This is a genomic window from Pseudomonas sp. RHF3.3-3 (genome assembly GCF_048069595.1).
GTDB classification, from domain to species: Bacteria; Pseudomonadota; Gammaproteobacteria; order Pseudomonadales; family Pseudomonadaceae; genus Aquipseudomonas; species Aquipseudomonas fuscovaginae_B.
The window spans coordinates 5,765,297-5,791,757 of the sequence record NZ_CP182250.1 but is presented as its reverse complement, the minus strand read 5'-3'; the positions used below and the strand labels follow the sequence as shown (position 1 = coordinate 5,791,757).

The 26,461-nt window shown below is 64.9% G+C and carries 26 protein-coding genes; 16 read left to right on the top strand and 10 right to left on the bottom strand.

The features are described from left to right. Positions 1 to 138: 138 nt before the first annotated feature. From ACMGT0_RS25355 to ACMGT0_RS25335, 5 genes are all read left to right on the top strand, one after another. The gene (locus tag ACMGT0_RS25355) at positions 139 to 693 is read left to right on the top strand and encodes a sigma-70 family RNA polymerase sigma factor (RefSeq protein ID WP_054057544.1); all 555 of its coding nucleotides are present in this window, start codon (positions 139 to 141) and stop codon (positions 691 to 693) included. A gap of 187 nt (positions 694 to 880) precedes the next feature. Then, entirely contained in the window at positions 881 to 1,894 is a 1,014-nt protein-coding gene (locus tag ACMGT0_RS25350; RefSeq protein ID WP_054057543.1) for an ABC transporter substrate-binding protein, read from the top strand. Continuing rightward, the gene (locus ACMGT0_RS25345) at positions 1,894 to 2,823 is read left to right on the top strand and encodes an aliphatic sulfonate ABC transporter substrate-binding protein (protein WP_054061609.1); all 930 of its coding nucleotides are present in this window, start codon (positions 1,894 to 1,896) and stop codon (positions 2,821 to 2,823) included. The genes ACMGT0_RS25350 and ACMGT0_RS25345 overlap by 1 nt, the downstream gene beginning before the upstream one ends. A gap of 24 nt (positions 2,824 to 2,847) precedes the next feature. After that, the gene (locus ACMGT0_RS25340; protein WP_416770292.1) at positions 2,848 to 3,852 is read left to right on the top strand and encodes an ornithine cyclodeaminase family protein; all 1,005 of its coding nucleotides are present in this window, start codon (positions 2,848 to 2,850) and stop codon (positions 3,850 to 3,852) included. Beyond that, a complete protein-coding gene (locus ACMGT0_RS25335; RefSeq protein ID WP_416770290.1) occupies positions 3,849 to 5,348 on the top strand; it encodes an aromatic amino acid lyase in 1,500 nt (499 codons plus the stop codon). The genes ACMGT0_RS25340 and ACMGT0_RS25335 overlap by 4 nt, the downstream gene beginning before the upstream one ends. A gap of 73 nt (positions 5,349 to 5,421) precedes the next feature. Here ACMGT0_RS25335 and gstA read toward each other — a convergent pair whose 3' ends face one another. Next, the gene (gene gstA, locus ACMGT0_RS25330) at positions 5,422 to 6,027 is read right to left on the bottom strand and encodes a glutathione transferase GstA (protein ID WP_054061389.1); all 606 of its coding nucleotides are present in this window, start codon (positions 6,025 to 6,027) and stop codon (positions 5,422 to 5,424) included. Positions 6,028 to 6,133: 106 nt separating this feature from the next. Between gstA and ACMGT0_RS25325 the strand changes: the two genes are divergently transcribed. Next, positions 6,134 to 7,000: a LysR family transcriptional regulator gene (locus ACMGT0_RS25325; protein WP_416770288.1), complete on the top strand. Its 867-nt coding sequence runs from the start codon at positions 6,134 to 6,136 to the stop codon at positions 6,998 to 7,000. A 158-nt stretch (positions 7,001 to 7,158) separates the two neighbouring features. Here the strand turns inward: ACMGT0_RS25325 and ACMGT0_RS25320 are convergent, their stop codons facing one another. Further along, on the bottom strand, positions 7,159 to 7,710 hold the full coding sequence (locus ACMGT0_RS25320; RefSeq protein ID WP_054061604.1) for a hypothetical protein: 552 nt from the start codon (positions 7,708 to 7,710) through the stop codon (positions 7,159 to 7,161). 240 nt (positions 7,711 to 7,950) lie between these two features. Between ACMGT0_RS25320 and ACMGT0_RS25315 the strand changes: the two genes are divergently transcribed. Continuing rightward, a complete protein-coding gene (locus ACMGT0_RS25315; protein ID WP_054056522.1) occupies positions 7,951 to 9,396 on the top strand; it encodes an NAD-dependent succinate-semialdehyde dehydrogenase in 1,446 nt (481 codons plus the stop codon). On the opposite strand, the gene ACMGT0_RS25310 is transcribed toward ACMGT0_RS25315, so the two are convergent. Both ACMGT0_RS25310 and ACMGT0_RS25305 read right to left on the bottom strand, forming a co-directional pair. Beyond that, entirely contained in the window at positions 9,391 to 10,188 is a 798-nt protein-coding gene (locus ACMGT0_RS25310) for an NAD-dependent epimerase/dehydratase family protein (protein ID WP_054061603.1), read from the bottom strand. The genes ACMGT0_RS25315 and ACMGT0_RS25310 overlap by 6 nt on opposite strands. Before the next feature lie 119 nt (positions 10,189 to 10,307). Next, positions 10,308 to 11,339 (bottom strand): LacI family DNA-binding transcriptional regulator, encoded by a 1,032-nt coding sequence (locus ACMGT0_RS25305; protein ID WP_054056520.1) that lies wholly within the window; start codon positions 11,337 to 11,339, stop codon positions 10,308 to 10,310. Between the two features lie 227 nt (positions 11,340 to 11,566). Here ACMGT0_RS25305 and ACMGT0_RS25300 point away from each other — a divergent pair, with 227 nt between their 5' ends. Then, positions 11,567 to 12,097 carry a gluconokinase gene (locus ACMGT0_RS25300; protein WP_054056519.1) on the top strand — a complete coding sequence of 177 codons (531 nt, stop codon included), beginning with the start codon at positions 11,567 to 11,569 and terminating at the stop codon, positions 12,095 to 12,097. 97 nt (positions 12,098 to 12,194) lie between these two features. Then, a complete protein-coding gene (locus ACMGT0_RS25295; protein WP_054056518.1) occupies positions 12,195 to 13,547 on the top strand; it encodes a GntP family permease in 1,353 nt (450 codons plus the stop codon). 56 nt (positions 13,548 to 13,603) lie between these two features. Here ACMGT0_RS25295 and alaC read toward each other — a convergent pair whose 3' ends face one another. Then, complete coding sequence (gene alaC, locus ACMGT0_RS25290) at positions 13,604 to 14,821, bottom strand: alanine transaminase (RefSeq protein WP_017905281.1); 1,218 nt, start codon at positions 14,819 to 14,821, stop codon at positions 13,604 to 13,606. A 161-nt stretch (positions 14,822 to 14,982) separates the two neighbouring features. Between alaC and ACMGT0_RS25285 the strand changes: the two genes are divergently transcribed. Beyond that, complete coding sequence (locus ACMGT0_RS25285; protein WP_416770283.1) at positions 14,983 to 15,468, top strand: GyrI-like domain-containing protein; 486 nt, start codon at positions 14,983 to 14,985, stop codon at positions 15,466 to 15,468. A gap of 370 nt (positions 15,469 to 15,838) precedes the next feature. Here the strand turns inward: ACMGT0_RS25285 and ACMGT0_RS25280 are convergent, their stop codons facing one another. Further along, positions 15,839 to 17,056, bottom strand: a complete 1,218-nt coding sequence (locus ACMGT0_RS25280) for a hemolysin (RefSeq protein ID WP_416770281.1) — start codon at positions 17,054 to 17,056, stop codon at positions 15,839 to 15,841. Between the two features lie 345 nt (positions 17,057 to 17,401). Between ACMGT0_RS25280 and ACMGT0_RS25275 the strand changes: the two genes are divergently transcribed. From ACMGT0_RS25275 to ACMGT0_RS25265, 3 genes are all read left to right on the top strand, one after another. Beyond that, positions 17,402 to 17,746, top strand: a complete 345-nt coding sequence (locus ACMGT0_RS25275; protein WP_054056515.1) for a YciI family protein — start codon at positions 17,402 to 17,404, stop codon at positions 17,744 to 17,746. 64 nt (positions 17,747 to 17,810) lie between these two features. Next, on the top strand, positions 17,811 to 18,302 hold the full coding sequence (locus tag ACMGT0_RS25270; RefSeq protein ID WP_054056514.1) for an SRPBCC family protein: 492 nt from the start codon (positions 17,811 to 17,813) through the stop codon (positions 18,300 to 18,302). 5 nt (positions 18,303 to 18,307) lie between these two features. Further along, complete coding sequence (locus ACMGT0_RS25265) at positions 18,308 to 19,543, top strand: RNA polymerase sigma factor (protein WP_054056524.1); 1,236 nt, start codon at positions 18,308 to 18,310, stop codon at positions 19,541 to 19,543. 25 nt (positions 19,544 to 19,568) lie between these two features. Here the strand turns inward: ACMGT0_RS25265 and ACMGT0_RS25260 are convergent, their stop codons facing one another. Then, positions 19,569 to 20,423: a LysR family transcriptional regulator gene (locus tag ACMGT0_RS25260; protein ID WP_054058353.1), complete on the bottom strand. Its 855-nt coding sequence runs from the start codon at positions 20,421 to 20,423 to the stop codon at positions 19,569 to 19,571. Between the two features lie 89 nt (positions 20,424 to 20,512). Here ACMGT0_RS25260 and ACMGT0_RS25255 point away from each other — a divergent pair, with 89 nt between their 5' ends. Continuing rightward, positions 20,513 to 20,944, top strand: a complete 432-nt coding sequence (locus ACMGT0_RS25255) for a multidrug/biocide efflux PACE transporter (RefSeq protein WP_416770278.1) — start codon at positions 20,513 to 20,515, stop codon at positions 20,942 to 20,944. A gap of 5 nt (positions 20,945 to 20,949) precedes the next feature. Here the strand turns inward: ACMGT0_RS25255 and ACMGT0_RS25250 are convergent, their stop codons facing one another. Further along, positions 20,950 to 21,858 (bottom strand): LysR family transcriptional regulator, encoded by a 909-nt coding sequence (locus ACMGT0_RS25250; protein ID WP_416770276.1) that lies wholly within the window; start codon positions 21,856 to 21,858, stop codon positions 20,950 to 20,952. A gap of 112 nt (positions 21,859 to 21,970) precedes the next feature. On the opposite strand from ACMGT0_RS25250, the gene ACMGT0_RS25245 reads away from it, so the two are divergent. Then, on the top strand, positions 21,971 to 22,837 hold the full coding sequence (locus ACMGT0_RS25245; protein ID WP_416770274.1) for an NmrA family NAD(P)-binding protein: 867 nt from the start codon (positions 21,971 to 21,973) through the stop codon (positions 22,835 to 22,837). Between the two features lie 67 nt (positions 22,838 to 22,904). Here ACMGT0_RS25245 and ACMGT0_RS25240 read toward each other — a convergent pair whose 3' ends face one another. After that, positions 22,905 to 23,663: an SDR family NAD(P)-dependent oxidoreductase gene (locus ACMGT0_RS25240; RefSeq protein ID WP_416770272.1), complete on the bottom strand. Its 759-nt coding sequence runs from the start codon at positions 23,661 to 23,663 to the stop codon at positions 22,905 to 22,907. A 122-nt stretch (positions 23,664 to 23,785) separates the two neighbouring features. Between ACMGT0_RS25240 and ACMGT0_RS25235 the strand changes: the two genes are divergently transcribed. Next, entirely contained in the window at positions 23,786 to 24,709 is a 924-nt protein-coding gene (locus tag ACMGT0_RS25235) for a LysR family transcriptional regulator (RefSeq protein WP_054058358.1), read from the top strand. A 34-nt stretch (positions 24,710 to 24,743) separates the two neighbouring features. Here ACMGT0_RS25235 and ACMGT0_RS25230 read toward each other — a convergent pair whose 3' ends face one another. Continuing rightward, positions 24,744 to 26,351: an inorganic phosphate transporter gene (locus tag ACMGT0_RS25230; RefSeq protein WP_054058359.1), complete on the bottom strand. Its 1,608-nt coding sequence runs from the start codon at positions 26,349 to 26,351 to the stop codon at positions 24,744 to 24,746. Between the last annotated feature and the right edge of the window lie 110 nt (positions 26,352 to 26,461).

The window sequence follows — 26,461 nt, the reverse complement described above, 5'->3', positions numbered from 1 at the left end:
CTGCTTCCATCAGGGGGCGTTTGTTAGTTTTGTTATATAAAAATATTTTTTAAGTATTATTAAAGAATAAGCAGGGTTGGTAGCATCCCGCCACCGGACCACCGGACATATAGCGCAACTCTTTTTCCAGGAGCCACTATGTCCGGCGCCGACACACCTCACAGCGACTACGTGGGCGGATTGTTCCGCAGCCATTACGACTGGCTCTGCGGCCGCCTGCGCCGTCATCTCGACTCCAGCGCCAGTGCCGAAGACATCGCCGCCGACACCTTTGTCCAGTTGCTGACGGCCGCAGACGGCTTGTCGATCCGCCAGCCCCGCGCCCTGTTGACCACCCTCGCGCAGCGACTGATGTACCAGCTCTGGCGCCGCCGGGATCTGGAGCGGGCCTATCTTGATGCCCTGCAACAGGACGCCGAAGTACCGGTGCCATCGCCCGAGGACCTGGCGCAAATGCTTGAAGCGTTGGAACGCGTCGAGCGCTTGCTCGGCGGGTTGCCGGACAAGGTCAAGGCGAGCTTCCTGCTGTCCCGGGTCAATGGCCTGACCTATCCCGAGATCGCCGCCGAGCTGGGTATCTCCCAACGCTCGGTCAGCGACTACATGACCCGGGCGTTCAGCCGTTGCCTGCGGGCGAGACTCGATGGCGGTGAGTCGGGAGTCGGAAACGCCGCAACCACGGGGGCGGGCTAACGGTAATCGCCTGTTGGTCCGTGAGCACAATGCCATGCCTAAAGGTTGGTGTCGGGCACAGCCCATCACTCCCTGAAGCGCCGCCGAGGGCGCGGCGGGGCTCAATGCGCATTCACATTGCCAACGGTCGCAGCAGCCCCTGTTTTGTTTCGCCCAACCCTGAAAACCAGACCACCACGAGGTGACCATGACATCCATCAAGACCCTGCTCGGCAGCTCGCTGCTGGCACTGAGCCTGCTGGCCCAACAGGCCCCCGCCGCCGACCAGCCGCCCCCCATCCATTTCGGTGACATCACCTGGGAAAGCGGCAGCCTGATCACCGAGGTGCTGCGGCTGATCGTCGAGAAAGGCTACGGCTATCCGACCGACACCCTGCCCGGCAGTACCGTGAGCCTGGAGGCCGCCCTGGCGAAGAACGATATCCAGGTGATCGGTGAGGAATGGGCCGGTCGCAGCCCGGCCTGGGTCAAGGCCGAAAGCGAAGGCAAGGTGTTCGGCCTCGGCGATACCGTCAAGGGGGCCACCGAAGGCTGGTGGGTACCGGAATACGTGATCAAGGGTGACCCGGCGCGGGGTATCAGGCCGCTGGCGCCGGATCTCAGGTCGGTGGCCGACCTGCCACGCTACAAGGACGTGTTCGCCGACCCGGAAGACCCGTCCCGCGGCCGTTTCCTCAACAGCCCCACCGGCTGGACTTCGGAAATCGTCAACAGCCAGAAGATCAAGGCCTACGGCCTGAGCGACAGCTTCGTCAACTTCCGCACCGGTTCCGGCGCGGCGCTGGACGCCGAGGTCAGCTCCGCGGTCAAGCGCGGCAAGCCGGTGCTGTTCTACTACTGGTCGCCCACCCCGCTGCTGGGGCGCTTCAATCTGGTCAAGCTGGAGGAGCCACCCTTCGACGCCGAGGCCTGGAAGACCCTGGCCGATGCCAGCAACCCGCATCCACGTGGCACCCGCTCGCTGCCGGCGCATTTGGCGATTGGTGTTTCCGCCGCTTTCAAACAGCAGTACCCGGAGTTGGTCGAGGTGTTCGAGAAGGTCGACCTGCCCATCGACCTGCTCAACCGCACCCTGGCGCAGATGAGCGAGAAGCGCCTGGCGCCGCGGGCGGTAGCGACCACCTTCCTGCGTGAACAGCCGCAGGTCTGGAGCCAGTGGGTACCCGCTGCCGTTGCCGAACGCGTCAAGGGGGCCCTGTGATGCTCAAGCGAATCTGGCTGGCCTTGTCCCTGGTCCTGCTGAGCCAACTGGCCCAGGCTGCCGAGCCCGCTACCCTGCGGATCGGTTACCAGAAGAGTTCGGTGAGCATGGTCCTGGCCCGCGAGCACAAGCTGCTGGAAAAGGCCCTGCCCGGCACCCAGGTGCAATGGGTCGAATTCCCGGGCGGTCCGCAACTGATCGAAGCGCTCAACGGCGGTAGCCTGGATGTAGGCAACATTGGCGATATCCCGCCGATCTTCGCCCAGGTCGCCGGTATCGATTTCGTCTACATCGGCATCGAACCCACCGATGGCCAGACCGAGGCGATCATCGTGCCCAAGGCCAGCGACGTGCAGGACGTGGCGGGTCTCAAGGGCAAGCGTGTCGCGCTGCTCAAGGGCTCCAGCGCGCACAACCTGTTCCTCAAGAGCCTGGGCAAGGCCGGCCTCAAGCTCAGCGACGTGAACCTGGTCTACCTGTCGCCGGCCGATGCCCGGGCGGCCTTCGAACAGGGCAAGCTGGATGCCTGGGTGATCTGGGACCCATACTACTCCGCGGCCCTGCTCGATGGCAGCGCGCGCCTGCTCAGCGACGGCCAGGGGCTCAACTCCGGCGGTTCGCTGTACATCGCCAGTGGCGCGTTCGCCCGCCATTACCCGCAAAGCATCGCGCCCATCCTCAAGGCCATCGGCCAGGGCCAGCAGGTGTCCTTCGACCAGCCTGATGCGAGCATCGACCTGATGACCCAGGCCCTCGGCCTGCAACGGCCGGTGGTCCAGCGTTACTTCGAGCATCGCTCGCGGGTACCGCTGCGCGCCATCGACCAGGCCACCGTCGATAACCAGCAGCGTACCGCCGACCTGTTTTTCGCCAATCACCTGGTGCCCAAGTCGATCAAGGTGCAGCAGAACGTGTTCAAGGCCGAATGAGCCCAGCAGAGGAAAACACCTTCCATGCAACCTGTTTACATCGACTTTCTCAACGGTCCGGACATCGACGCCCTGGACCTGGGCAATGACGAAATTCTCGACGCCATCGACGCCAGCCTGGCGATCCAGGGCCGCGGCGAAGCGGTGATCGAACCGCGTACCCACCTGATTCCCGGTGACGCGATCAAGGGGCACTTCAATATCCTGCGTGGTGTGCTGGGTGGCGATATCGGCTATGCCGGGGTCAAGGTGGTCGGCGATTTCGTCGACAACTATCGTCAGGGCCTGCCGTCGGAACTGGCGATCCTCAACCTGATGGACCCGGCCACCGGGGTGCCGAAGGCGATTCTCGATGCCTCGGCGATCACCGACATGCGCACCGGCGCGGTGACGGCCATCGGTGCCAAGTACCTGGCCCGTCCCGACAGCAAGGTGCTCGGGCACATCGGCGCACGGGGCACCGCCTACTGGAACGTGCGACTGCTCGATCACCTGTTCGACTTCGACGAGATCCGTGTGCATTCGCGTCGCGAGGAAAGCCGCGAGGCTTTCGCCGAACGCCTGCGTCGCGATCTTGGCAAGCCGGTGACGGTCACCCACGACTGGGAAAGCACGGTGCGCGGAGCCGATATCGTGGTCGAGGCCTCGCGCCTGGACCAGCCGCAACCGCTGTTGCGCACCGAGTGGATCAAGCCCGGCGCCTTCGTCGTGCCCTACGGCACCATGAGCGCGGTGGAGCTGTCGCTGACCGATATCATGGACAAGCTGGTGGTCGACGACTGGGGCCAGTGCAAAGGCGGTCTGTTCGGTGCGCTGCGAGCCCATGTCGAGGCGGGCAAGCTCAGTGAACAGACCCTGCATGCGGAGTTGGGGCAGATCGTCGCCGGCTTGAAGAACGGTCGACAGAGCCCCGGGGAACGTATTCTGTTCTGGCATCGCGGGCTGAGCCTGAGCGATATCGCCCTGGGCCATGCGCTGTTGCGCAAGGCGGCCAGGCTGGGGATCGGCCAGCGGTTGCGTTTCGCATGACGGCCATCGAACTGGGTGAGCGACCGTTGTCTGTGCAGGACCTGCTACGGGTTGCCCGGGGTACCGCCGCACTGCGCCTGGGCGAGCCGGCGCGCCAGCGGATCGACCAGTCCCACCGCTTGTTGCTGGCCCGGGCCGAGGCGGGTGCGGCGATCTATGGCGTCACCACCGGCCTTGGCGCGGCGGTGGATCTGCGCCTGCCGACGGATGACCCGCGGCGGCAGCCACGCATTGCCTTGGGGCGTGCGGTCGGGGTCGGACGCCTGGCCAGTCGCGAGGAGGTTCGGGCTATCGCCGCGGCTCGCCTGGCCGGGTTGGCCGAGGGGCGTTCGGGCATTTCCCTGGCGACGGCAGAGGCACTGCTGGCGTTGCTCGACGCCGATATCTGCCCGGAGATTCCGTTGACCGGTTCGCTCGGCGAAAGCGACCTGGCACCGCTGGCGCACCTGAGTCTCGGGCTGCTCGGCGAAGGCTGGGTGCAGTGGCGCGGGCAGCGCGTGCCGGCGGCGCAGGCACTGGCCGAATGCGGCCTGGCGGTGCCGGCGTTGTCCGGCAAGGATGGCCTGGCGCTGGTCTCGGCCAATGCGGCGAGCCTCGGACTCGGCAGCTTGCTGCTGGACGAGGCGGACCGGGCGCTGGACTCGTTGCTGGCGGCACTGGCTTTGTCCTGTGAGGGCTACCGGGCCAATCTCGGCCCGTTCCGGCCGCGGGCCGCGCAACTGCATCCGGTCAGTGGGCACGCCGCACAGGCGGCGTTGTTGCTGGCGCTGTTCGAAGGTGGTGAGCTGACGCAGCCACAGGCCGCGCGACGCTTGCAGGACCCACTGAGTTTTCGCTGTGCCGCGCAGGTTCAGGGCGCTGCCCGGCAGGCCTGGCAACAGTTGCGCGACACACTGGCGACGGAGCTGGCGAGCGGTGCCGACAATCCGGCGTTGGTGGTCGAGGATGGACAGGTACTGGCCAATGGCAATTTCGACAGTACCCATCTGGCACTGGCAAGTGAGGGTCTGGGCCTGGCTTTCAGTCGCCTGGCGGCGTGCTCGGCGGAGCGCCTGGCGAAGTTGTTGTCGCCGGCCTCCAGCGAGCTGCCGCGCTTTCTGATCGAGACGCCGGGGCATGTCGGGCTGGCGGCGTTGCAGCGGACTTCGGCGGCGCTGCTGGCGCAGATCGGGCACCTGGCCAATCCGTTGCCGGCCGTGTGTATCGCGGTGGCGGATCGGGTGGAGGATTATGCCGGGCAGGCGTTGGCGGTGATCGACAAGACCCGCGAACTGGTGCGCCTGGTGCAAACCCAGGCGGCCATCGAACTGATCGCCGCCGCCCAGGCGGTGGACCTGCGTGGCGATGTGCGCCTGGGGCAGGGGACCGCCGGGATCCATCGGGCGGTGCGCAGCCAGGTGGCCCGGCTGGAGACGGACCGGCCGGGCGCCTGGGATGTGCAGGCATTGCTGGCGTTGATCGAGAGCCGGGGGTGGCCGGAGCTGCGCAGGTCGTGAGTCTTGTGTCGGTCGAATCGGCGCTATCGCCCGCAAGCGGAGCGCCGCCCGGCCCTCTCCCGCAAGGGGAATATCACGGCGCCGACTCGACCTCCAGCGCCAGCTTGACGTTAGGCCGTTCGCCAATCCGTGTCATGAAGCGCACCAGGGCCGGCCAGGGCGCCAGGTCGACGGCGAAGAAACGGTTCCAGCGCATCACCGTGAACAGATAGGCATCCGCCACGCTGAAATCGCCTTCGAGCAGATAGTCCTGCTTCGCCAGGGTGTTTTCCAGCAAGTCGAAGCGCTGGAACAGCCGTGTGCGGAAGATCGCCTTGACCTCCTCGGGGATCGTCACGTTGAACAACGGCCCCATGGTCCCGTGGATCTCGCTGCCGAGAAAGTTCAGCCACTCCTGCAGGCGCACCCGTTGCCAACTGCCATGGGGTGGCGCCAGCCCGGCCTCGGGCCTGAGGTCGGCGAGAAACTGCAGGATGGCCGCCCCCTCGGTCAGCACCTCGCCGTTGTCCAGTTGCAGCGCCGCCACATAGCCCTTGGGGTTGATGCGGCGGAAATCGTCACCGTGCTCGGTGAGCTTGCTGCGGTTGTCGACCCGCACCCGTTCGAACGGCAAGCCGAGTTCGCGGAGCACGATATGAGGGGCCAGGGAGCAGGTTTCAGGAGCGTAGTACAACTTCATGGGCGATGGACTCCAGGGGGAAAACACAGTGGCGACAGTCTCGTCTGCGTCTGCAGTCCGGGTAAAATCGATCCTTCAGAAACGTGCCATAAGGACAGCTACTGGAATGATGAATCTGGTGCACTGGCGTCTGCTGGTGGCGGTGCTCGACAGCGGCACCATCAGCCGCGCCGCCGAGCAGGTCGGCATGACCCAGTCGGCGGCCAGCCAGGCCCTGGCCGGGATGGAGGAAACGCTCGGCGTACAACTGTTCGTGCGTGAGGCGCGCCAGGCGGTGCCGACGGCGATCGGGTTGCAGGTGCTGGAGCAGGCGCGGCTGATGCTGGGGGCCCTGCAGAACATTCGCCAGCGGGTCGACAGTGCCCGCGGATTGACCGGAGGCACCATCCGCCTGGCGAGTTTTCCCATGGTCCTGAGCAGCTTGCTGCCACCCTTGCTGCAGCGTTTCCGCCAGCGCCATCCGGGCATTGAGGTGGTCGCGCTGGAGGTCAGCGACCATGAGGTCGAGGCCATGCTCGCCGCTGATCTGGTGGATGTCGGCGTGGTCCTCAACCCGGAGCCGGGGCGCGTGGCCCATGAGCTGGGGCGCGATCGCTGGGTCGCGGTGGTGCCCCTGGGGCACCGCCTGGCGGCCCGTGGCCCCGAGGGCCGGGTCAGCCTCGCGGAACTGGTGGCCGAACCCTTTGTGCTGGCGACCGGGGGTTGCACGGTCAACGCCCGCAGCCTCGCGGCCGAGGCCGGCCTGCCGCTCGCGGATGTACGGGTCGAAGTGCGGGAGTGGAGCAGCGCCTTCGCGCTGGTGCGCGAGGGGCTTGGCGTGAGCCTGGTGCCGGAACTGACGCTACCGAAGGAGCGCCGGGGGCTGCGGGTGCTGCCGCTGGCAGTACCGGTAGAGCGCCGGTTCGCCCTGGTGGCGTGCCCGACGATAAGCCAGTGCGCGGCCGTGACGGCGTTGTTCGAGATGCTGGAATGACTCCGCCGGGTTCATCAATCAGCGGCCCTGGCGGGTGAGCGAAAGCGGGCGTAAGCCCCATCTGCACCAGGCACCGCCACTGCAGGAGCCGGACTGGCCCGCGAAGCTGTTGGCGGCCTCTGGGCCCCTTCGCGGACAAGCCGGCCACTGCGGCCCGATCAGCTATTGCTGGTGAGGAACGCGCTGGCCACCTGCTTCTCGACCGGGTTGGGGCTGTTCTTCTCGGTCTGGGCGTTGAACTGTTCCTTGATGCGCTCGGCGATCTTGTTGTTGATCGCCTGCTGCTGCTCGGGCGGCAACTGCTTGAAGCTTTCCTCGGTCAGCCCCTGGTCCTTGAGCATCTGCTCGCGCAGGCGTTCGGCCGGCGATTTGCTCATGTAGTCCTTGAATTCCTTCATCGCGTCGCTGTCGGTACTGGTGGCAGACGGCGCGGTGCGAGTGGTCGGCGGCGTGGCGCTGAGGGTCGCGGCGGCGGCCACGTCGGGGATCTTGGCCTGCAGGTGCACGCGGGTCTTGGCGAACGCGGCATTGACGTTGTCGGCGACCTTGTCGGCGGCGTTCTGGCTGGTCGGGTTCGAGCTGAGGCCGGCGGCGGCCTGTGCGGTTGGCACGTAGCCGCTGGCCAGCACGTTGTTGGCGGCGGTGGTGGGGTCCAGATCCGAACGGTTGGTGGGTTGGATCACCGGATTGTTACGGGCATTGACCAACATGGGATAAATACCTGAGTGTTAAGAGACCCCAGGCACCGAGCAATTTGTATGCCGGCTGGTACAAAGCCCGGTTTTCCACGCCTTGGGCGATACACGCCTGCAGGCGCTGGCCGGAAAGCGGAGAATCCTTGCCGCCGGGTTTGCCGCTCTGGCATGTTGAACATTCACTTGCAGCCCTGGGCGATAGCGCGTTCAGTAGCCTGCATCCGACGCCGTGAACGATTATTTGGGAGATAACCGATGACCGAAGCGAACTATGTGAACACGCAGTTGCTGATCGATGGCCAGTGGTGCGATGCGCAAGACGGCAAGACGCTCGACGTGCTGAACCCGGCCACCGGCCTGGTGATCGGCCAGGTCGCCCGTGCCGACATCGCCGATCTGGATCGGGCCCTGGCGGCGCTGCAGCGCGGTTTCGACGTATGGCGCTGGGTGCCGGCCAACGAGCGGGCGGTGATCATGCGCAAGGCGGCGCAACTGGTTCGCGAGCGTGCCGAGGGCATCGCGCAACTGCTGACCCAGGAGCAGGGCAAGCCGCTTTCGGAGTCGCGGATCGAGGTCAATTCCGCTGCGGATATCATCGAGTGGTTCGCCGACGAGGGCCGACGTGTGTACGGTCGTGTCGTGCCCTCGCGTAACGTCGCGGTGCAGCAGACCGTGGTACGCGAACCGGTCGGCCCGGTCGCGGCCTTCACCCCGTGGAACTTCCCGGTCAACCAGGTGGTGCGCAAGCTGTGTGCCGCGCTGGCCACCGGCTGCTCCTTCCTGGTCAAGGCCCCCGAGGAGACGCCGGCGTCGCCGGCGGCCCTGCTGCGCGCGTTCGTCGATGCCGGCGTGCCGCCTGGCGTGGTCGGGCTGGTGTTCGGCGACCCGGCACAGATTTCCTCCTACCTGATCGCCCACCCGGTGGTGCGCAAGGTCACCTTCACCGGCTCGACGCCGGTGGGCAAGCACCTGGCGGCGCTGGCCGGGCAGCACATGAAGCGGGCGACGATGGAACTGGGCGGGCATGCCCCGGTGATCATCGCCGAGGATGCCGACGTGGAAGCGGCGGTCAAGGCCATGGCCGGGGCCAAGTTCCGCAACGCCGGGCAGGTGTGCATTTCGCCGACGCGGTTCCTGGTGCATAACAGCATCCGCGAGGAGTTCACCCGGGAGATGGTCCGTTATGCCCAGTCGCTCAAGGTCGGTAACGGCCTGGAGGCCGACACCACCCTCGGTGCGCTGGCCAACGGCCGTCGCCTGAGTGCCATGACCCAGGTGGTCGAGAGTGCGCTGGCCAGCGGTGCGCGCCTGGAGACCGGTGGCGAGCGGATCGGCAACACCGGTAACTTCTTCGCGCCGACCATCCTGTCCGGTGTGCCGCTGGAGGCGGACGTGTTCAACAATGAACCGTTCGGCCCGGTGGCCGCGGTGCGGGGCTTCGACTCGCTCGACGAGGCCATCGCCGAAGCGAACCGGCTGCCCTACGGTCTGGCCGCCTACGCCTTCACCCGTTCGTTCGCCAATGTGCACCGGCTGACCCAGCGGGTCGAGGCCGGCATGCTGTGGATCAACCAGGCGATGACTCCCTGGGCGGAGATGCCGTTCGGCGGGGTGAAGGATTCGGGCTACGGCTCCGAAGGTGGACCCGAGGCGCTGGAACCCTACCTGGTGGCGAAGTCGGTCTACGTCAACTCGCTATGAATGGATGGCCATCCAGCTGGGTGGCCGCTCTCCACTGCCAGGGTTTCTCATCACCGGCTTCGGGTTGTTTGGGTGGGAACCCCGGGAACTGCCATCCAGCGGCTGGTAGCCCAGCACCCGACGGGTTTCGGCCAGGTCGAGGCGTTTGCCGTGATTGTCGGATATCCCGTGGGCAACCAGGTGCTGCACTCCTTGCACTTCGATGGCCCGTTGCAGCAATTGCACGGCGTCGCGCGGGCTGAGCCAGGTGCCCAGCTCGCGGGTATGCTGCCAGTCGTGATCGTCGGGGAGCCCGAAGACACCGAGGCGCAGGACGATGGTCGATAGGCCGTGCTGGCTGGCATACAGCGCGCATAGCGCTTCGCCATAGCATTTGCTGGCGCCGTACAGGCTCGCCGGCATTACCGGCATGTCCGGGGTGATCGGTCGATCCGGCGCATGGCCTTCGACGACCTGGGTGTTGCTGGCGAACACCAGCCGCTGGCAGCCGGCCTTCGCCGTGGCCTCCAGCAGGTAGGTGGTGGCGAGGATGTTGTTGGGCAGCAGCTCTTCGAAGGAGGCGTCCAGATGGGGGGAGCAGGCCAGGTGCACGACCACGTCGATGCCTTCGAGCAGCGACGGCAACGAGTCCTTTTCATCCAGGTCCAGCCGCACGAACCGGTGCTCTGCGATGGGGAAGTCCGGCAGGTGGCGATCGACGAGCAGGAACTCGTAACGGTCTTTGCTGGCGAGAAAAAACGTCTTGCCGATACGGCCGCAGGCGCCGGTGAGCAGGACTCTGGGCAGGTTCATGCGGGCTTCCTCGTCGGCGCTCCGGCCGGAATATGACCCATTGATGAACACTCACGTTAGCCCATCGCCCGTAACTTGCATGCCGCTCATCGGCTTTGTGCGAATGGGCCACCGAGATCCTAGCTGCTTTCGCGCACCATCAGTTCGAAGCCCATGTCCACCACCGGCTGGGGCACCGCATTGCCGGCCATCAGATGCAGCAACTGCTCCGCCGCCCGTTGGCCGATGGCTTCGCGTGGGGTGCGGATGCTGCTCAGGCGCGGGACCATGAAGGCCGACACCGGCAGGTCGTTGAAGCCCAGCACCGCCACCTGTTCCGGCACCTTGATGCCGCAGCGCATGGCTTCGAGCAGGGCGCCCTGGGCCAGGTCGTCGTTGCCGAAGAAGATCGCGTCGACCTGTGGATGGCTGTTCATCATTTGCAGGAACAGCTCGCCGCCCAGGCCGACCGAGGATGGGCGTGGGGTCAGCAGTTCCAGGTCCGGGTCATAGAGCCCGGCCCGTTGCAGGGCCTGGCGGAAACCTTCGCCGCGCAGCAGGGTACGCTGGTCCAGCTGGGCGCCGATGTAGGCCAGGTGCCGGCGGCCCCGGGAGATCAGGTGCTCGGCGGCGGTGGCACCGGCGCTCTGTTGCGAGAAGCCGACGCAGTTCACGCCGGCGCCGGGATCGAGGTCCATCATGTAGACACATGGCACATTGCTGGCCTCGACCATCCGTCGGGCGCTTTCCGAGCGGTCGAAGCCGGTCAGCAGCAGCCCGCGGGGCTGATAGGCCAGATAGTTGCGCAGCAGGTTCTCTTCTTCGTCACGGGAATAGTGGCAGTTGCCGATCAGCACTTCGAAACCGCGCGGACGCAGTACCTTGTGTATCGCTTCGAGGGTGTCGATGAACAGCAGGTTGGACAGCGACGGCACCAGCACCACCACCGAATGGCTTTGTGCCGAGGCCAGGGCGCGGGCCGCCGGGTTGACCACGTAATTCAGCTCGTCAGCCGCCCGTTGGACCTTTTCCACCAGTTCCGTGGCCACTGTGCTGATACCGCGCAGCGCGCGGGACGCGGTGATCGGACTGACGCCGGCCAGGCGTGCGACTTCGTTGAGGGTGGGGCGTCCCGTGGTGCGGGCATTCTTGTCGTTCTTGGTGGAGGTCATCGGACGGCTTGCCAAACAAAATTCGAGGCACTAAGGTAGCGCTGTCTCGATGGGCCTGCAATTGGCTGGGCGTGGTTGGCCTGAACCCGCTCGGTAACACCTGCAAGCTGTAGCGCGGCAATCGATAAAAACGACAAGAAGACGTCGGCAACGAATGTTTTGTGCTTTGCTTTTGCAGTATCAAGAGCTCTGGCAAAGACAGCGCTGTCTTCGTGCTGAGGTGTTAGATGAGTCAACCCATCACTGCCCTGGTTATCATGGGTGTTTCCGGTTGTGGCAAGTCCAGCGTGGGTGAGGCTATCTGCCGGCTCGGCGCTGCCACCCTGATCGAAGGCGACAGCTTTCACCCTGCGGCGAACATCGCCAAGATGAGCGCCGGTATCCCCCTTACCGATGAAGACCGTGCCGGTTGGCTCGATACGCTGAGCGACGAGCTGCGTCGTGCCGTAGCGGCCGGCCAGCACCCGGTGCTGACCTGTTCGGCGCTGAAGCTGCGCTACCGCGACCGCCTGCGTAGCGCCGTGCCGGGCCTGGGCTTCGTGTTTCTCGAACTGACTCCGACGGTCGCCGCCGAGCGGGTCAACCATCGCCCTGGCCATTTCATGCCCGGCACCCTGATCGACAGCCAGTTCGCCGCCCTCGAATCGCCGGTGGGCGAACCCTTGACCCTGGCGCTCGATGCGACGCGGGAGGTCGAGCAACTGGCCCAGTCGGCCAATCGCTGGTGGCGGGACAACGGCCTGGAACGGATTGCCTGATGCCGGGAGCGAAAATCCCGGCCGGAAAAGATAGCGCTGTCCCCAGGGCTGTCGAACATTCACGAACACCATAAGAACAACAACCAGGAGACACCTCATGTTTGGACTGTCCCACGAGACCTACCTGCTGCTCGATGCAGTGGTCACGATTATCGGGCTGATCGTGCTGATCACCCGCTTCAAGATACATCCCTTCATTGCCCTGATCATCGCCTCGGCCTTCCTCGGGCTGACCTCGGGCATGCCGGTGGACAAGATCATCAAGGCCTTCCAGGACGGCTTCGGCGGGGTGCTGGGCTTCGTCGGCATTATCCTCGCGCTGGGGACCATGCTCGGCAAGATGATGTCGGATTCGGGCGGTGCCGATCAGATCGCCCAGACCCTCATTCGTGCCTTCGGCAAGGAGCGGGTGCAATGGGCGATGATGTTCGCGGCGTTCCTGGTGGGCATTCCGCTGTTCTTCGAGATCGGCTTCGTGCTGCTGATTCCGCTGGTGTTCATCGTTGCCCGGCGCACCGGTGTGTCGCTGATCAAGATCGGTATCCCGTTGCTGGCCGGCCTGTCCGCGGTACATGGCCTGGTGCCACCGCACCCGGGGCCGCTGCTGGCGATCGGGGTGTTCAACGCCGACATCGGCAAGACCATTCTCTACGGGCTGATCGTCGCCCTGCCGACCGCCATCGTTGCCGGTCCGATCTTCGGCACCTTCATTGCCCGGCACATTCCCGGCAATCCATCGCAGGAACTGGTGGACCAACTGGCCCGCGAGCCGGTGTCCAGCACCTTGCCCAGCTTCAGCGTGACCCTGTTGACCGTGCTGTTGCCGGTGTTCCTGATGCTGCTCAAGACCTTCGCCGACATTGTCCTGCCGGACGGACATTTCTTCCGCCTCTGGATGGACATGATCGGCCACCCGATCAGCGCCTTGCTGCTGGCCCTGCTGCTGGCGCTGTATACCTTCGGCAAACGCCAGGGCATGGATTCCAAACGGATCCTCAAGCTGCTGGATGCGAGCCTGGCGCCGACCGCGGCGATCATCCTGATCATCGGTGCCGGTGGTGGCTTCAAGCAGATGCTGGTGACCAGCGGCGTGGGCGATGTGATCGGCCATATCGCGGTGAATGCACAGATCTCGCCGATCCTGCTGGCCTGGCTGGTGGCGGCGGTGATCCGTGTGGCAACGGGCTCGGCCACGGTGGCGACGATCACCGGTGCCGGGATCGTGATGCCGGTGGTCGACCTGATTCCCGGTGTGAACCGTGAGCTGCTGGTGCTGGCGACGGGAGCGGGCTCGCTGATCCTGTCTCACGTCAACGATGCGGGGTTCTGGCTGGTCAAGCAGTACTTCAACATGACCGTGACCGAGACCTTCAAGACCTGGACGGCGATGGAAACCATCCTGTCGGTGGTGGGGCTGGTGTTCATCCTGCTGCTGTCGCTGGTGGTCTGATCGACTGATCACGCTCGTTCCCACGCGGAGCGTGGGAACGAGCGGCAAGTAGGGCATCAGCCTTCGGCTTTCTTCACCAGGCCATCGGCGCGGAACATTGTGCGAATCCCGCGTACCGCCTGACGGATACGGTCCTGGTTCTCGATCAGGGCGAAGCGCACGTGGTCGTCGCCGTATTCACCGAAACCCACGCCCGGCGAGACACAGACCTTGGCCTCGGCCAGCAGCTTCTTGGCGAATTCCAGCGACCCCAGGTGCGCATAGGCTTCGGGGATCTTCGCCCAGACATACATCGAGGCCTTGGGGTTCTCGACCATCCAGCCCAGTTCATGCAGGCCCTTGACCAGTACGTTGCGACGTTGCCGGTACTGCTCGGCGATATCCCGCACGCACTGCTGGTCGCCTTCCAGCGCGGCAATGGCCGCCACCTGCAACGGGGTGAAGGTACCGTAGTCGTGGTAGCTCTTGATCCGCGCCAGGGCGCTGACCAGCTCGGGATTGCCGACCATGAAGCCGATCCGCCAGCCGGCCATGTTGTAACTCTTGGACAGGGTGAAGAATTCCACCGCGATATCCTTGGCGCCCGGCACCTGCATGATCGACGGCGCCTTCCAGCCGTCGTAGACGATATCGGCGTAGGCCAGGTCGTGGATCACCAGCACGTCATACTGCTTGGCCAGGGCGATCACCCGCTCGAAGAAGTCCAGCTCGACGCACTGGGCGGTGGGGTTCGACGGGAAACCGAGAATCATCATCTTCGGCTTGGGGATCGAGCCGCGAATGGCCTGTTCCAGTTCGGCGAAGAAATCGACACCCGGCACCAGCGGCACCGACCGTACCTGGGCACCGGCGATCACTGCGCCGTAGATATGGATCGGATAGCTCGGGTTGGGCACCAGCACGGTGTCGCCATGGTCGAGGGTGGCGAGCATCAGGTGGGCCAGGCCCTCTTTCGAGCCGATGGTGACGATGGCTTCGCTTTCCGGGTCGATCTCGACGTCGTAGCGGTCCTTGTACCAGTGGGAAATCGCCCGGCGCAGCCGTGGGATGCCCTTGGACGTGGAGTAGCCGTGGGTGTCTTCGCGCTGGGCGACGGTCACCAGTTTTTCGACGATATGCGGCGGAGTCGCGCCGTCGGGGTTACCCATGCTCAGGTCGATGATGTCCTCGCCACGGCGGCGGGCGGCCATCTTCAGCTCGGCAGTGATATTGAATACGTAAGGGGGGAGTCGATCGATGCGCGCAAAGCGGCGCGGCGAACCTTGGTCTGCCATGTTGGCCTCTGAGACGTAAGCGCCCGGAACCGTCCGAGCGACGTTGGCCACTGCGGTGGCCTGCGCGGCAGAAGATAATGGCGCTGATGGCACTCTGTCCAGAGTCTTTTTTACTTCTATACTGCGACGCGGCTTCCTTTCTCTGACGGAGATCTGTACCCATGGATGATACCTCGCGCCATGTATTGGCACCGCCACGCTTCGAGCATGGCCACTTTCAATTGATCGCAGGACTGGGCGGGCGCTTCAACGCCGATACCTCGGCAGCCATCCCGGATCTTTGGGATGCCTTCGTACCGCATATCGGAAATGTGCCGGGCCAGTTGGGCGACGAGACCTACGGTATCTGCTGCAATCCCGATGGCAAGGGCGGCTTCGAGTACATTGCCGGCGTCGCGATCAGCAGGCTCGACGATCTGCCCGAACTCTATCGTTGGGTCGAACTGCAGCCCCAGTATTACGCGGTGTTCGAACACCATGGCCCGCTTGCGACCCTGAAACAGACCTTCGAGGCCATCTGGCAGCAGTGGTTGCCCACCTCCGGGCATACCGCAGCCGATGCGCCGGAATTCGAGCGCTACAGCGCCGACTTCGATCCGCAGGCCGGTACCGGCAAGGTGGAGGTCTGGCTGCCGATCCGCCACTGACCTGCGCCTTCGCCCGGTTGATCTGCGCGGCGCTATTCCCGCTCCTTCTGCGTTCTGGTTTCGCGCCAGAAGTCGAGGTAGAAGGTGACGACGCCAAAGACACTGATGCCGATCAGCACCGTCAGACCAATCTGGAAATTGCTCATGGCTGGACTCCGCAAAACACCGCATCAGGCGGCGACCTGCAGAGAAATAGTGGAAAACCGGCGCGAATGATATCGATTATACGGAAGCTTTACGGGGCGCTCGCGCAATAATACGGCGCGGATATGAAACGCCCCGAAAGTGCTGCCCGCGACCGTCTGCCCCGATCGAGACCGCCGGTGCCGAGCCTCCGGGCATCCGTTGGAAGACCGTAGGCGGTGCCGGTTCAGCGTCCGTGACAGCGAATGACCGCCGAGTGGGTCGCATAACGCCCGGATATCAGGATCTTGCCGTCGGGTTGCAGTTCCAGATGGGAGAAGTAGCTGGTGTCCCCCGGAATGCGGTTGACGTGGCTGATGCCCCGGTCGCCAAAGCCACCATCCACTTCACCATTGCCCTGGTGACGCATCAGCCAGGTCTGGCCGCCATTGTCGACATGACCGACACTGAGGATCATGCCGTCTTCCTGGATGAGGGTTGCCAGACACGACCCGATGCCGGGGAAGGCGAGCGGGCTGCCGGCGTTGAATCCGGGGTCCAGCGTGCCCTCCGTGGTGCTGCGTACCAGCAGGGCGACATCCTCCGAGCGGTTGGCCGAGCCGGCTGCGACGATTTTCTGGTCTGGCTGTACGGCCACGGCGAAGAACGTCGCGTTGCCTTCGCTGATGGATTCGAATTCCAGATAGCCCGCCTCGCCGAAGCGGGTGTCCGGCAGGCCGGTGCTGCCGTAACGCATCAGTACGGCCCGGCGGCCGCGGCGACCGGCGATCACCAGCCCGCCATCCGCCTGGAGCGCCAGTGCCTCGAAGGCGATGCCGGCTTCCCGCGCGGTGACCACGCCACAGGTTCCGAAACCGGGATCGTAGTTGCCGCTGCAGTCCAGGCGCACGATGACGTCTCTTTCCCCTTCGCCCGCGGCCTGACTCTTCAGCAGCAGGAGGATATGGCCGTCCGCCTGCAGGACAAGCCGCTGCCCACGGCCGGTCCACGGCGCCCGGTAGGGCAGCCGGACTTCGCCGTTGTCGCCAAAGGCCAGGTCCCGTTCGCCGGTCGGCGCAAGGCGTGTGCAAAAGGCCTGCTCACCATCGCGGAAGTTGCCGAGTATTACGAAGTTTTCCTGGTCGTCCTGCACCGCATGGATCAGTGCACGGCCCGCTCCGGGTAAAGGTGTAGCAAAATGACGATAATAAAAACCTTCGGGTTCGAAGTCGGCCAGCATTACATCGGTGGGCTCATCGTCATGAACGCCGATAAACAGATGTCGGCCATCGCGTTGTAATAGCGAAGTGCCGACGAAGCCGGGTCCCGCCTCCGAGAAGATCACGATGCCGTCCCGGTGTTCGCTGAACTCCAGATCCAGCGTGCCAGGCCTCTTCGGCAGCTGTGGGCCGCCGGTTGGCGAGGTGAATGGGGTGTCGTTCGAAGTCCGGTTTCTGATGTCCATTTATCATTGAGTCCTTTCAATTCATTAATTGATCGCCCCGCTGTTCTTTTAAAACAGCAGGTGCGGATTCATTTAATGGCTGAACGGGAAGTTTGCCCAGTGCTCAAGTTTTACAGTTGATGAGTAACTGATCTCATATATATGGCCATGCTGATATTCAGGTAGGAAACAGCCTGAATGTGGCGGTGAGAAGATTCTCCGGCAATGGCTGGCGTGCGGTTTTTTCAGGCCTTTGTCGATCTGCTCGTCTTTCGTTCGACTAACAGGTGTCCGTACCAGGTGCAGGGCATTTCGCCAAACCTGGAAAAACAGCCATAGTTGTTCGACCGTCCGTGGAGACTTCCCATGAAATACCTGTGCCTGATCTACAGCAACGAAGAGGTGCTGCACACCCATCCCGACAGCCCCCGGGACCCGGAGTGCCTGGCCTACGCGCAGTCGATCCGCGACAGCGGACGCATGCTCGCGGCCGAGCCGCTGGAGCCGGTGCATACCGCGACCACCGTGCGCATGCGTGGCGGCAAGCTGTCGATCACCGACGGGCCGTTCGCCGAAACCAAGGAGCAATTGGCCGGTTTCTACCTGGTCGAGGCCCGTGACCTGAACGAGGCGTTACAAATTGCCGGGAATATTCCGGCGGCCCGTGTCGGCAGTGTTGAAGTCCGCCCGGTTCGGGAGTTGAATCTCTGAAACGCCGCCGGGATGCCGAGCCCTATGCGGCGATCCATAACAATAAGGAAACAGGAGCCCCGTCATGAGCAGCCTGCCGCTTCAACCGATGCGCGCGGATTACGAGCTATCCATCAGCCGCTTGCTGGAGGCGCCACGCAACGAGGTGTTCCGGGCCTGGACCGAACCCGATCTGCTGGCCCGCTGGTGGGGGCCGCACGGCATGACCACGCCGATCTGCGAGATGCAGTTGTGGGTCGGCGGCCTGTTCCGCACCGTCATGCGGGCACCGGATGGCAGCGAGTATCCCTACCAGGGCGTGTTCCTGGAAATCGCCGCGCCCGAGCGGATCGTCTTCACCGATGCCTTCGCCCCCGGCTGGACGCCGACCGGCAAGCCGTTCATGACGGCGCGGATCACGCTGCAGGAAGCCCCGGGCGGCACCCTTTATACCGCCAGTGCGATGCACTGGAGCGCGGCCGAACGCGACAGCCACGAGCAGATGGGTTTCCATCAGGGCTGGGGCGAAAGCCTCGACCGGCTGGCCTTGCTGCTCGCGCAGGGGCTGCCGGATTGAGCGAAATCACCCAGGGCATCAGGCAGCGGGTCGAGTCGGTCTATCGGCTGGAGTCGCGGCGGATTCTGGCGACGCTGATTCGTCTGCTCGGTGATTTCGACCTGGCGGAAGAGGCTTTGCACGAAGCGTTCTTCGTCGCTGTCGAGCGTTGGCAACGCGACGGCGTACCGGCCAATCCGCGAGCCTGGCTGGTTTCCACCGGGCGCTTCAAGGCCATCGATACCCTGCGTCGGCGGGCGCGTTTTGCCGCCTCCCAGGAGCGTCTGATCGCCCAGGCCGAACAGCTCGAACAGGCCGAATGGGAGGGCGAGGACCTGCAGGATGACCGGCTGCGCCTGATCTTCACCTGCTGCCACCCGGCGCTCTCGGCCGATGCCCAGGTGCCGCTGACATTGCGCGAAGTCTGCGACCTGACCACCGAGGAAATCGCCCGGGCGTTTCTCTCGACGCCCTCGACCATCGCCCAGCGGATCGTCAGGGCCAAGGCGAAGATCCGCGATGCGCAGATTCCCTACCAGGTACCGACCCTGGGCGAACTGCCCGAACGCCTGGATAGCGTGCTGCGGGTGATTTACCTGGTGTTCAATGAAGGTTATTCGGCCTCCCGGGGCGCCAGCGCGACTCGGGACGAACTGACCGGCGAGGCGATCCGCCTGGCGCGGCTGTTGCTGGAGCTGCTGCCGGACCCGGAAGTCATGGGATTGCTGGGGCTGATGCTGTTGCACGAATCACGGCGTCAGGCACGGGTATCGGCCAGTGGCGAACTGGTTCTGCTCGATGTCCAGGATCGCACGCTGTGGAATGCCGAACTGATCGCCGAGGGTTGCAACCTGGTCGAGAGGGCGCTGGCCTCCGGCCGATTCGGCCCTTATGGGCTGCAGGCGGCGATCGCGGCGGTACATGCCGAGGCGGCCAGCGCGGCGGACACCGACTGGGCGCAGATCGTCGGGCTTTATGACCTGCTGCTACGGGCCGTGCCGTCGCCGGTGATCGAGCTGAACCGCGCGGTGGCGGTGGCCATGCGCGATGGGCCGCAGGCAGGGTTGCTGCTGCTGGAGCGGATACTCGGGCGCGGCGAGTTGCAGGATTATCACCTGGCGCATTCGGCGCGGGCGGAGTTCTACCGGCGGCTGGGGCGCCTGGAGGAGGCGCGCGAGGCCTATGGGCGGGCGCTGGAACTGACGCAGCAGGAGCCCGAGCAGCGCTTTATCCGCGGGCGCCTGGCGGCATTGGGGAAGTAGGGTTGCCGGGGCTGTTCGCGGCCGATCACTCCAGCATCTTTTCCAGCAACCAGGTGCCGGCCGGCCCCGGCGGATGCAGGCGCGACCAGAGGGCATCGACCGCCACCGGCCTCGGCCAACCGCGTACCTGCAGTTGCACCAGTGAGCCTGCGGCGAAACGCTCCACCAGCCAGCGCGGCAACGCTGCCCAGCCGACGCCGCGCTGGGCCATCTCCAACAGCATCAGGTAGCTGGATGACGACCAGACCCGCCCCAGGGCACGGTCTTCGTAAGGATTGACGATGCTGGTCAGGCGCAACTCACGGTGCTGGCGCAAGGCGCTCTGATCAACCTTGGCCAGGCTGGCCAGGGGATGGCCGCGATGGACGAACACGGCGAACTCGGTGCGCTCATCCACTGTGGCGCTGCTCAGGTCCGGCGGATAGCTGTCCAGCTTTTCGGCGAAGCCCACCTGGGCCCGGCCCTGTTGCACCAGTTCCACCACGTCGGCGCATTCGGCGATCAGGCACTCCAGCTCCAGGTCCGGATAACGTGCAGCGAACCCGCTGAGGGCGGCTTCGAAGCGATCGGACTGGTAGGTGTCGGAAATCACCACGGTCAGCTTCGGCTCCAGCCCCTGGGCCAACTGGCTGGCGGCCATTTCCAGTCGATTGCTGGCGGCGAGGATGTCCTCGGCCTTGCGCAGCATCACATGACCGGCCGCTGTCAGGCCGGGTTTGCGGGTGCTGCGGTCGAACAGCTCCAGGCCGAGGTCGATCTCCAGGCCGGCTACCGCCGCGCTGATGGTCGACTGGCTTTTGCCCAGCTTGCGCGCGGCGGCGGAAAAGGAGCCAAGGGTGGCGGCCTGGACAAAGGCCTGGAGCACTTCATTGGAGGCCATAAACTATCGTCTTGCTCGATGGTAATTGACTTTTAGTATCTGTGTTGGTGGCGATAATCACAAGCCTCGACATTCCGGGGGAGCCCGCCATGAGTACCAGCAAGTCCCTTACCGAACGCGTTTTCCAGGCCATTGGCTTCGAATTGTTCGCGGTGCTGCTATGCACGCCACTGTTTGCCTGGGTGATGGGCAAGCCGTTGCTGGACATGGGCGTGGTGACGGTTGCCAACTGCCTGCTCGCCCTGGGTTGGAACGTGCTGTTCAATGGCCTGTTCGACCGGCTGCTCGAGCGCCTGGCCCTGGTGCAGAATGGCTGGACCCGGCTGTTGCACGCGGTGTTGTTCGAGGGTGGGCTGATCGTGGTGAGCGTACCGCTGATCGCCTGGTGGCTGGAGTTGAGCCTGCTGTCGGCGCTGTTGCTGGATATCGGCGTGATGCTGTTTTTCCTGCCGTACACCTACGTCTACCACTGGGTCTACGACCTGCTGCGCGAGCGGCTGTTGCAGCGGCGCCTGGCCTGAGCGGTTCAGCGCGAGCTGATCTCGATGATGAAGTCGAGAAAGGCCCGGACCTTGGCCGGTGGCAGGTGCCGCGACGGGTACAGCGCATACAGCGGGAAGCGTTCGTCGGGCCAGTCGGGGAACAGTTCCACCAGCCGGCCCGACGCGAGCATCGGTTGCACGCCGAGGTCGAGCACCTGGGCGATCGCGTAGCCGGCCTCGCAGATGCTGTGCAGGGTGCCGACATCGTTGAGCACCAGCCGTGCGTTGTTGCGTACATCGAGCCGCTGACCGCCACGGTGGAATTCCCAGGGAAACGGCCGGCCGGTTTCCGGGTCGCGGAACGATACGCAGACATGCCGCTCATCCTCCATCTCCAGCGGTGTCAGCGGCCGGCCATGGCGCTTGAGATAGGCCGGCGCGGCACAGGTCAGCACCCGCACGTCGAGCAGCTTGCGCGCCACCAGCGACGAGGATGCCGGGTGGCCGAACCGCACCGCCAGGTCGAAGCCGTCGGCGACCACATCACCCAACTGGTCCCGGGTGTAGAGCTCCAGTTGCAACTGCCGATGGCGGCTCATGAATTCGCCCAGTGCCGGACCGAGTATCAGCCGGGAGAAATAGGGATCGATATTCACCCGCAGGCGCCCGCGTACGCTGCTGGCACTGCCGCTGGCGTTGTGCGCGGCTTCTTCCAGACCGGCCAGCAGCGGTGCGATTTCCTCATAGAGGCGACGGCCTTCGTCGGTCAGTTTGACCGAACGGGTGGTGCGGTCGAACAGACGGATGCCCAGGCGCTTCTCCAGTCGCGCGATCGCCCGGCTGACGCCGGAGGGGGTCATGTCGAGGCTGTCGGCGGCCTTGGCGAAGCTGCCGCTGTCGACCACGGCACTGAGGACGCCCATGCCGCTGGCCAGGCTGGAATCGAAGCTCATTGATGATTTCCTGTCACTGATCCAATGACATCCATGCTATCGGAGAATGACTGTGCGCTGCGGATAATTCTTTCCACCGCGACAGACGTCGCTTCTCGCTGGAGGAAATTCTATGTATGCAGTCATGGGCACTACCGGTCAGGTCGGCGGCGCCATCGCCCGTCATTTGCTGGCGGCCGGGCAGCCGGTGCGGGCGCTGGTACGCAACGCGGCCAAGGGGCAGCCGTGGGCCGCGCAGGGTTGCCAGGTGGCAGTGGCCGAGGTCGATGATGTGCGGGCGATGGCCCAGGCGTTCAGTGCCGCTGAAGGTGTGTTCGTGATGCTGCCGCCGACTTTTGACCCGACCCCTGGCTTTCCGGAAGCCCGGCAATGGGTGGAAAACCTGCGTTCGGCGTTGGAGCGGGCGCGCCCGGCGAAGGTGGTGTGCCTGTCGACCGTCGGTGCACAGGCGAGCCGGCCGAATCTGCTCACTCAGTTGCAGATCCTCGAACAGGGCCTTGCCGGCCTGGATCTGCCGGTGACGTTCCTGCGTCCGGGCTGGTTCATGGAGAACGCGCTGTGGGACGTGCCGGCGGCCTTGGAAAGTGGGGTGATCCCCAGCTTCCTGCAACCGCTGGACAAGCCTGTGCCGATGGTCGCCACCGAGGATGTCGGTCGGCTGGCGGCGCAACTGCTGCTGGAGAACTGGAGCGGCCAGCGCATCGTCGAGCTGGAGGCGGCACAGCGGGTGACGCCGAATCAGATCGCCGCCGGCTTTGCCGAACTGCTGGGCAGGCCGGTGCGCATGGAGGTGGTCCCCCGGGAGAGCTGGCAGGCGCTGTTCAGCGCCCAGGGCATGAACAACCCGTTGCCGCGGATGCAGATGCTCGATGGTTTCAACGAGGGGTGGATCGAGTTTGCCGGGGCGTCGCGCAAGGGGCGGGTGGAGTTGCTGACGGTGCTCCGGGAGTTGCTGCAGCGCAGTGGTGTGGTTGGCTGACAGGAGTCGTTCCGAAGGCCCCTTCGCGGGCTTGCCCGCGAAGGGGCCTGCCGGCCCCATGCAGAACCTACAGGAACATCCCGCCCGAAGCCTCGATCCGCTGCCCATTGATCCACTGCCCACCGTCCCCCAGCAGCAGCGCGATCGCCCCGCCGATATCCTCCGGCAGGCCGGCCCGGCCGAGTGCGGTGACGCTGGCGACGAAGGCATTCAGTTGCGGGTTGTCACGCACCGAACCACCGCCGAAATCGGTCTCGATGGCGCCGGGGGCCAGCGAGTTCACGCTGATGCCCCGGGCACCGAGTTCCTTGGCCTGGTAGCGGGTCAGCACCTCCATCGCGCCCTTCATCGCCGCGTAGGTGCCATAACCCGGCAGGCTGAAGCGGGCCAGGCCGCTGGAGATGTTGATGATGCGCCCACCATCGGCCATCAGCGGCAGCAGTCGCTGGGTCAGGAAGAACGGGCCCTTGAAGTGGACATTCAACAACTGGTCGAACTGCTCTTCCTGGACGTCGACGAACAGTCCGTGCAGGCCGACGCCGGCATTGTTCACCAGGAAGTCGAAACGCGGCTGGGCGAAGGTGTCTTCGAGTACCGCGGCCACGCGTTCGGCGAAGGTCCTGAAGCCGGCGACGACACCGACATCCAGCTGCAGCATGGCGGCGCGTGCGCCGAGCCGTTCGACCTCGGCCGCCACGGCCTGGGCCTCGTCCGCCCGGCTGTGGTAGGTGCCGATGATGTCCACGCCGCGGGCGGCGAGTTGCAGCGCGGTATTCCTGCCAAGGCCGCGGCTGGCGCCGGTGATCAGTGCGATCTTGCGAGTCATGTCGTATTCCTTGGGTGATGGGTGAGTGTTGGGGAAAGTTTATTTGTCCGTCTGGCAGGCGATAAACTGAGGGAAAACGGAAACACTGATCGCTCTGTCCGAACAATCGGAGTCGCCCTGCCATGAACAAGCTGGAGTTGCTGCGCACCTTCATCCGCGTCACCGAGCTGTCGAGCTTTACCCAGGCCAGCGAGAGCCTGGGGTTGCCCAGGTCGAGTGTTTCCGAGCACGTCCAAACCCTCGAGGACCTGCTGGGCACGCGCCTGTTGCAGCGCACCACGCGCAAGGTCCAGGCGACCCAGGACGGCCTGGTGCTGTACGAACGCAGCAAGGAACTGCTGTCCCAGGTGGATGAGCTGGAGGGGCTGTTCCGCCAGGATGCGAGCCTGCTCGGCGGGCGTATCCGCTTCGACATGCCCAGTGCCATGGCGCGACGGGTGGTGATGCCGCGTCTGCCGGAGTTCATGGCCCGGCATCCGCGGATCGAAATGGAGATCAGCAGCACCGATCGCCGGGTCGATCTGCTCAGCGAAGGCTTCGACTGCGTGCTGCGGGTCGGTGCGCAACCGGATCAGACGGTGGTGGCGCGGCCTGTGAGTTCGCTGCCGGTGGTCAATTGCGCCAGCCCCGCCTATCTGCAACGGCATGGCATGCCGTCGAGCCCGGAAGATCTCGTCGGCCATCGGCTGATCCACTATGTCGGCGTGCTGGGCTCGCGGTCTTCGGGCTTCGAGTACCTGCACGATGGCAAGCTGATCCAGGTCCCCATGCCCGGCAGCGTCACGGTCAACGGTATCGACTGTTACGAAGGCGCCTGCCTCGGCGGCCTGGGGCTGATCCAGGCGCCGTTGCTGGGGATGGCCCGGCACCTGGAACGCGGCGACCTGATCGAGGTATTGCCCGGGTTTCGGCCGGCGCCGCTGGACGTGTCGCTGCTGTATGCCGGGCAACGGCACCTGCCACGGCGGGTGCGGGTGTTCATGGACTGGTTGGTGCAGGTACTGCATGACGCCTGTGAGGGCGTGAAACGACAAACCCCACCTTGAGGGTGGGGTCTGCGGGTGGAGCCTGAAGGCGGGTTCAGAACAGCTGGGTGAACAGCCAGTACAGGCTGCCCGACAGCAGGATCGCCGCCGGCAGGGTCAGCACCCAGGCCATCGCCAGGTTGCGGATGGTCTTCATCTGCAGGCCGCCGCCATTGGCGACCATGGTCCCGGCCACCCCCGAGGACAGCACATGGGTGGTCGATACCGGCAGGCCGTACATGTCCGCCGCGCCGATGGTCAGCATCGCGACCATTTCCGCCGAGGCGCCCTGGGCGTAGGTCAGGTGGCTCTTGCCGATCTTCTCGCCGACGGTGACCACGATCCGCTTCCAGCCGACCAGGGTGCCGAGGCCCAGGGCGATGGCCACGGCGATCTTCACCCACAACGGGATGAAGCGGGTGGCGCCGTCGATCTGTTGCTTGAACAGTTGCAGCTTGCCCTGGGTGTCGGCGTCGAAGTTGCCGACCTTGTTCTTGTCCATCAGGCGAATGGCTTCGGAACTCAGGTACATGTCGTTGCGCACGTTGCCCATGGCCTCGGCGGGTACCTTGGCCAGTGAGCCATAGCCTTTCACCTCCTCACCGATCCGGCCGGTCAGGGCGGCCAGGGCCGGCACCAGGTCCGGCTTTACCTGTTGGGTGCGGATGTATTCGGTGAGCACCGGACGCGGATCGGCCGGGGCGGGTTGCGGGACGGCCTTGACCAGGGCGGCCTGGGTCACTTCGGCCACGGCGGCGAACTGCAGGGCCTGTTCGGCCGGCATGGTGCGGTTCAGCGCGTAGGCCATCGGCAGGGTACCGACCAGGATCAGCATGATCAGGCCCATGCCTTTCTGCCCGTCGTTGGAACCATGGGCAAAGGACACGCCGGTGCAGGTCAGGATCAGCAGGCCACGGATCCACCACGGTGGTGGCTCGTTGCCCTTGGGCGCCTTGTACAGCGCGCGGTTTTTCACGAACAGGCGCAGCGCCACCAGCAGCAGGGCGGCCAGGGCGAAACCGATGAGCGGGGAGAACAGCAGTGCGTAGCCGATCTTGGTCACCTGGCTCCAGTCCACGCCGCTGGTGCCGTCGCGGCCGTGCATCAGGGCGTTGGCCACGCCGACGCCGATGATCGAGCCGATCAAGGTATGGGACGACGAGGCCGGCAGGCCCAGCCACCAGGTACCGAGGTTCCACAGGATGGCGGCGATCAGCAGGGCGAAGATCATCGCGAAGCCGGAGGACGAACCCACTTGCAGGATCAGTTCCACCGGCAGCAGGGCAATGATGCCGAAGGCCACCGCACCGCTGGACAGCAGCACGCCGAGGAAGTTGAAGCAGCCGGACCAGACCACGGCGAAGTGCGGCGGCAGCGAGTGGGTGTAGATCACGGTGGCCACGGCGTTGGCGGTGTCGTGGAACCCGTTGACGAATTCGAAGCCCAGGGCGATCAGCAGGGCGACGCCGAGCAGCAGGAAGGGCGTCCAGGTGGTCACCACCGTGCCGAGTTCGTGCATGTCATGCACGAGGCTGTAGGCGGTGAACAACAGGCCGACGGCCAGCAGCGCGAAGAAGAGGACGGCGGTGAAGACGTGGGGTTTGCTTTCCAGCTGCGGCCTGCCGTCGCTGGCGGAGGCAGCAGTCAATGAAGGGGTAGCCATGCCTGAAATCCTGTTTGGGAACGGGTATCAGTCATGATCATTGCTAAATGTTACAGAGAGGCTGCCACAGATCAGTATCTGTGGATTTTACCGGGCCGATGGTCTGACAG

Excerpts from the sequence above, each read along its gene's own strand:
- ACMGT0_RS25355 (WP_054057544.1), top strand. The coding sequence starts at position 139 with ATGTCCGGCGCCGACACACCTCACAGCGACTACGTGGGCGGATTGTTC.
- ACMGT0_RS25350 (WP_054057543.1), top strand. The coding sequence starts at position 881 with ATGACATCCATCAAGACCCTGCTCGGCAGCTCGCTGCTGGCACTGAGC.
- ACMGT0_RS25345 (WP_054061609.1), top strand. The coding sequence starts at position 1,894 with ATGCTCAAGCGAATCTGGCTGGCCTTGTCCCTGGTCCTGCTGAGCCAA.
- ACMGT0_RS25340 (WP_416770292.1), top strand. The coding sequence starts at position 2,848 with ATGCAACCTGTTTACATCGACTTTCTCAACGGTCCGGACATCGACGCC.
- ACMGT0_RS25335 (WP_416770290.1), top strand. The coding sequence starts at position 3,849 with ATGACGGCCATCGAACTGGGTGAGCGACCGTTGTCTGTGCAGGACCTG.
- gstA (WP_054061389.1), bottom strand. The coding sequence starts at position 6,027 with ATGAAGTTGTACTACGCTCCTGAAACCTGCTCCCTGGCCCCTCATATC.
- ACMGT0_RS25325 (WP_416770288.1), top strand. The coding sequence starts at position 6,134 with ATGATGAATCTGGTGCACTGGCGTCTGCTGGTGGCGGTGCTCGACAGC.
- ACMGT0_RS25320 (WP_054061604.1), bottom strand. The coding sequence starts at position 7,710 with ATGTTGGTCAATGCCCGTAACAATCCGGTGATCCAACCCACCAACCGT.
- ACMGT0_RS25315 (WP_054056522.1), top strand. The coding sequence starts at position 7,951 with ATGACCGAAGCGAACTATGTGAACACGCAGTTGCTGATCGATGGCCAG.
- ACMGT0_RS25310 (WP_054061603.1), bottom strand. The coding sequence starts at position 10,188 with ATGAACCTGCCCAGAGTCCTGCTCACCGGCGCCTGCGGCCGTATCGGC.
- ACMGT0_RS25305 (WP_054056520.1), bottom strand. The coding sequence starts at position 11,339 with ATGACCTCCACCAAGAACGACAAGAATGCCCGCACCACGGGACGCCCC.
- ACMGT0_RS25300 (WP_054056519.1), top strand. The coding sequence starts at position 11,567 with ATGAGTCAACCCATCACTGCCCTGGTTATCATGGGTGTTTCCGGTTGT.
- ACMGT0_RS25295 (WP_054056518.1), top strand. The coding sequence starts at position 12,195 with ATGTTTGGACTGTCCCACGAGACCTACCTGCTGCTCGATGCAGTGGTC.
- alaC (WP_017905281.1), bottom strand. The coding sequence starts at position 14,821 with ATGGCAGACCAAGGTTCGCCGCGCCGCTTTGCGCGCATCGATCGACTC.
- ACMGT0_RS25285 (WP_416770283.1), top strand. The coding sequence starts at position 14,983 with ATGGATGATACCTCGCGCCATGTATTGGCACCGCCACGCTTCGAGCAT.
- ACMGT0_RS25280 (WP_416770281.1), bottom strand. The coding sequence starts at position 17,056 with ATGGACATCAGAAACCGGACTTCGAACGACACCCCATTCACCTCGCCA.
- ACMGT0_RS25275 (WP_054056515.1), top strand. The coding sequence starts at position 17,402 with ATGAAATACCTGTGCCTGATCTACAGCAACGAAGAGGTGCTGCACACC.
- ACMGT0_RS25270 (WP_054056514.1), top strand. The coding sequence starts at position 17,811 with ATGAGCAGCCTGCCGCTTCAACCGATGCGCGCGGATTACGAGCTATCC.
- ACMGT0_RS25260 (WP_054058353.1), bottom strand. The coding sequence starts at position 20,423 with ATGGCCTCCAATGAAGTGCTCCAGGCCTTTGTCCAGGCCGCCACCCTT.
- ACMGT0_RS25255 (WP_416770278.1), top strand. The coding sequence starts at position 20,513 with ATGAGTACCAGCAAGTCCCTTACCGAACGCGTTTTCCAGGCCATTGGC.
- ACMGT0_RS25250 (WP_416770276.1), bottom strand. The coding sequence starts at position 21,858 with ATGAGCTTCGATTCCAGCCTGGCCAGCGGCATGGGCGTCCTCAGTGCC.
- ACMGT0_RS25245 (WP_416770274.1), top strand. The coding sequence starts at position 21,971 with ATGTATGCAGTCATGGGCACTACCGGTCAGGTCGGCGGCGCCATCGCC.
- ACMGT0_RS25240 (WP_416770272.1), bottom strand. The coding sequence starts at position 23,663 with ATGACTCGCAAGATCGCACTGATCACCGGCGCCAGCCGCGGCCTTGGC.
- ACMGT0_RS25235 (WP_054058358.1), top strand. The coding sequence starts at position 23,786 with ATGAACAAGCTGGAGTTGCTGCGCACCTTCATCCGCGTCACCGAGCTG.
- ACMGT0_RS25230 (WP_054058359.1), bottom strand. The coding sequence starts at position 26,351 with ATGGCTACCCCTTCATTGACTGCTGCCTCCGCCAGCGACGGCAGGCCG.